Origin of the sequence: Phytoactinopolyspora endophytica (assembly GCF_004138495.1) — a bacterium.
Classification (GTDB): Bacteria; Actinomycetota; Actinomycetes; order Jiangellales; family Jiangellaceae; genus Phytoactinopolyspora; species Phytoactinopolyspora endophytica.
This window is the reverse complement of sequence record NZ_ML142879.1, coordinates 273-4574: the sequence shown is the minus strand read 5'-3', so window position 1 is coordinate 4574 and position 4302 is coordinate 273. Positions and strand designations below refer to the sequence as shown.

4 protein-coding genes are annotated in these 4302 nt (G+C 57.6%); 2 read left to right on the top strand and 2 right to left on the bottom strand.

What is annotated here, in order from left to right; all coding sequences use genetic code 11:
• The first annotated feature begins 265 nt into the window (after positions 1–265).
• Positions 266–1105: an amidohydrolase family protein gene (locus ELR45_RS33030; RefSeq protein ID WP_129670078.1), complete on the top strand. Its 840-nt coding sequence runs from the start codon at positions 266–268 to the stop codon at positions 1103–1105.
• An 843-nt stretch (positions 1106–1948) separates the two neighbouring features.
• Here ELR45_RS33030 and ELR45_RS33025 read toward each other — a convergent pair.
• A complete protein-coding gene (locus ELR45_RS33025; RefSeq protein WP_205857759.1) occupies positions 1949–2530 on the bottom strand; it encodes an acyltransferase in 582 nt (193 codons plus the stop codon).
• 89 nt (positions 2531–2619) lie between these two features.
• On the bottom strand, positions 2620–3819 hold the full coding sequence (neuC, locus tag ELR45_RS33020; protein WP_165368321.1) for a UDP-N-acetylglucosamine 2-epimerase: 1200 nt from the start codon (positions 3817–3819) through the stop codon (positions 2620–2622).
• A 186-nt stretch (positions 3820–4005) separates the two neighbouring features.
• Here neuC and ELR45_RS40005 point away from each other — a divergent pair.
• The coding region (locus ELR45_RS40005) for a transposase (RefSeq protein ID WP_205857758.1) at positions 4006–4302 on the top strand (297 nt) is incomplete at its 3' end.

Here is a 4302-nt window from a genome sequence, read left to right as displayed (position 1 = left end):
GCGGAGTTCTGGTGGTCGTGGACGGCGGCAATGCGGCGGCGTAGAGAATTGGAAGAACTGGCGTTGCGGCCGCAGTCCGTTCCAAGCCGTCCAATGCGAGGACCTCGTCATCACCATGCGGCATCGGTGACAGGAGTGGGAGAACTGGCGTTCGGAGACGTTTCATTAGAAGTTATGTTGAGTATTTTCGGACCACCCGTGGCGTGCTAAGGAACATGCTAATGCGCCGATTGTGGGACCTACGCCGACAAGCAAGGGAGAACACATGAACGTGATCGATGCGCATCAGCACTTCTGGTGCCTCGGCCAGGGGCGCTACATCTGGCTCACTGACGACTACGGCCCGATTAACCGTAGCTTTGACGAGTCAGATCTGGTGCCGCTTCTGAAGCCTACGGATGTCGCTAGGACTGTACTAGTCCAAGCTGAGAACACCTATGCTGATACTGTGGATATGTTCGCAGCATGCGACAGGTGGCCGGTCGCTAGTGCTGTTGTCGGTTGGGTGCCGCTCGACCAACCGGAGGAGGCCGCCTCAGCGCTCTCTCGGTTCACCGAGGATCCCCGTTTCGTCGGCGTCCGTCATCTAATCCACGAGGAACCGGACGAGGACTGGCTCATCCGGCCCGAGGTGCTCGACGGTCTACGTCGCGTCAGCGCCGCGGGATTGACGTTTGACGTCGTGGCCGTAACTTCTCGCCATCTTGAGCATGTGTCGACGATAGCCAACCTAGTTCCGCAACTAACCCTGGTGATTGACCACCTCGGCGCCCCACCGGTTGCCAACGGCGGGTGGGAACCATGGTCAAGCCGAATAGCCGCCGCTGCGTCGTATCCGAACGTCGTCGCCAAGATCTCGGGTCTTGGGACGCTGGCCGGCCGCTCGGAGTGGAATGCCGAAGATTTGCGTCCGTATGTGGAGTACGTCAGAGCGCTCTTCGGCGCAAAACGCCTGATGTATGGAGGAGACTGGCCCGTTAACGAACTTGCTGGTGGCTACCTGAAAGTGTGGAAAGAGACAGCTGCGTGTGTAGGAACATGGTCATCGGCGGAGCAAGAAGACCTCTTCATAAATACTGCCAGAAGGATCTATAAGGTGCGTTGATTCGATTCTAAAAGTAGCTTGGAAGCGCTTGAACTGCGTTCATTTGTTGCTCTCTTGGAAGCGGGAGGACGGGGCAAATCAGAGCGTTTCGGCCGATGCCTACTTGAGGTTGTTTATGGAGCCATCGCGACACTTTACCTTTCACTGACTGTCCGTTTCAGAACATACGCAGGCATCTGTACGTGCGGTGCGGCGACGACTGCATTGAGCATCTCGCGTTTGACCTTGGCAAATCGTCTGGTCTTGATCATTCACTGGGTCGTATAGGCGCCTTTGCGGGCTCGGTTGTTGACCTGCAGTGTCTTCGTTGCCACTCACCGTGGTGGTGTCAGTCGTGCTCAAATGCCCGGCTGTCGAGCCGGCCGAGCGCCGGTTATCATGGGCAAGGTTTTTGTGCAGGTCCCGGATGTGGGCCAAGTGGGACGGGCTGCCCTGTGAGGCCATCGATGACGGCGTTACGGTTTCAGGAGATCATTGAACGGTTTGTCGTCGTGTCATGCTTGACATTGCCTAATCAGGAATGATCTTGTTCGTTTCTCTCGGATTGCTTGGGGAGGACGCGGGATGGTCGCCCAGGTGGCCGGTCGGGTACCGGTATCGGGCAATTCGCGAGGTGGAGTTGGAACCGCATCACAGTGGGCCAACCGGGGTTGACATTCCCAGCGGAGCAAGGTTGGACGACTCCTTCGCAACGATTCGGCTGTAGGTGCGTGACAATTGCGGCACTGTGCCCGACCTGCCGAAACACGCTGTAGTGTGGCGAGCAACCGTCAAAACACCAAGACCCATGCTATGCGTCATCTCTAAACATGACAGGTACTGCCATTCTAGATCGATATGAAGTCATGTTGCAGGTTGGCGGAATCGCAATAGTCGGGCGGGGACGCCAGCGTAGATGCCATACGTCTCCGTATCGCGTGTCACGACGGCACCCGCAGCAACGATAGAGCCTCGGGCTAGAGTAACACCTGGCGTCACGGTGGCGTTTGCGCCGATCCAGACATCATCACCGATCGTTATCTGCCCGCCGTCCTTAGGTGCCAATGCCATCGGTTGGTGATGAACACGCGTGTCATGCTGAACGGTGGATAACACAACATGAGCTGCGATGTTGCAGTATTCGCCGACGGTCAATCCGCGTCCTCCATAGAGTGCGCAACCCATCGCGAGGTGGCTCCTCTTGCCAATCCAAATCTGACCACTGGCGTGTCCGGTGGACATATATGTATTCGGGTAGAGCGTGACGCCTTCATCAATGAAGATCTCACCTTCACCCTGTACGAAACACCAAGGATAGAAAGTGACTCTTGAATCGATTTGCACTCGTGGCATGCCTTGGCTGTAGAATCCGCGGCCTATGCGGACATGATCACCGGCGCTAAACATTTCTGGATGTTCGATATACGCGCCTGGTTCGATGGTCACGCCGTCTCCGCAATGACGGAAATAGGACTGATAATATTCGACTGTCTCGCTTGGAGAAGCTTGAGACGGATCGTGTCGGGCGGTCGACATCAGAGCACCGCGCCTGTAGGCAAAATGTCGACTGCCGTATCGAAGTACTTCTTAGGTATAAGCTCTTCAAGATTAGTCGATCTTAAGATCTCGACGGCGTAGTTGAGGGCGTGCTCGATGTGTTGATCGGTCGGGGTTGAGGCGAACGCGGATTCCGGAACACGCAAACCCTCATGAATCGCCGCGACAATGTCGTGCGTGCTGGCCTCACAGTCGATCACCGATGGCGGATGTGGTCGGCCGTCTTGTCGGTCTCCGACGTTGACGGTGGGTGTGTGCAACAAAGGGGCCTCCATAACGCCACTGGACGAGTTGCCGATAACGAGGTCGGCATGCCTAACGAGACTTAGGTATTTCGCCTGGCCTAGCGAAGGTAGGAGGGCTATTGCGTTCGGGCGGTGTTCCACGTATTCGCGCAGTGCTTCGTGGATCCATTGGCTGCCGTGATCGACGTTGGGCGCCGTGATGATCTGGGTAGATTCGGGAAAACACTTCAGAGCGTCTAACAGGCAGCGAGCCGAATGCCAGGATTCGTGTGGATTAGCTGTCGCAGGATGGAACGTAATGACGAATAGCGGTTTGTGCAACGTGATGCCGAGTATTGTCTCCAACGAAACGGGATCCTTAAGCGTCCGCAGGACGTTCGGGTCAATATTGATGGTGCCGATATGGTGGACGCGCCTGGGATGCTCACCCATGTGTATTAGTCGTTGCCGATCCTCGCCGGTGAAGGTGAGGTGCAGGTGTGAGAGCTTCGAGATCGCGTGCCGAATCTGGTCATCTATCGAACCGTGCGTGAGCTGGCCGCCGGCGATGTGCGCGACGGGTAGCAGCCGGAGAAGCGCAGCGGCAGCAGCGGCGAACGCCTCGTAACGGTCGCCGGCTATTAACAACAGGTCCGGGGAGATACGCTCCAGGGCATCCGCGTACCCTATGCACGCGAGACCGAACGACTTCGCAACCGCTACGGGTGTGTCACTGGCCAGCACCATATCGATCCGCTCGTCGATGGTGAAGTTGTCACCCTCGATCTCGTGGACGGTCATGCCTTGCTCGGGAACGAGGTGGCCGCCCGAGACGAGGATCCGGACCTCGATCTCGTGGTCGGCGTTGAGACGACGGATCAACGCCGAGAAGGGACCGTAGTCTGCACGGGAACCTGTAAAGACACATATTCGACGCTGTCGTACCTGTGTCACGTTTCCCCTCATCTGTGCTGGGGCGGTCTGTGATTCATCTCTGTCTTGACTCACCTACACATGCTCATATATAGGCGGCAGTGCTAAAAAGGCGCACGATTCTGCCGATTGCGGGGCTGTCGGTTTAACGGTGGATCTTGGTCTTGGTCTGACACGCCGAGCGTTGCTTGGCGGGAAGGATCGATCATGACGGAAACACTGGAGCCTGTGACCGATGATCAGGTGGATCCGCAGCGGCTGGCTGAACAGCTGTTGGCGCAGGCCAAGGAACAAGGCGTCGATCTGGTGGGCCCGGATGGGCTGTTGAACCAGTTGACGAAGAACGTGCTCGAGACCGCGCTGGATGCGGAGATGAGCGAGCACCTGGGCTACGACAAGCACGACCCGGCAGGCCGGGGCAGCGGGAACTCACGCAACGGGACCCGGGCGAAGACGGTGCTGACCGAGATCGGCCCGGTCGAGATCGAGGTGCCCCGCGACACC

What these genes read in the sequence shown, in the direction of transcription:
- ELR45_RS33030 (WP_129670078.1), top strand. Translation starts at nt 266, where the DNA reads ATGAACGTGATCGATGCGCATCAGCACTTCTGGTGCCTCGGCCAGGGG.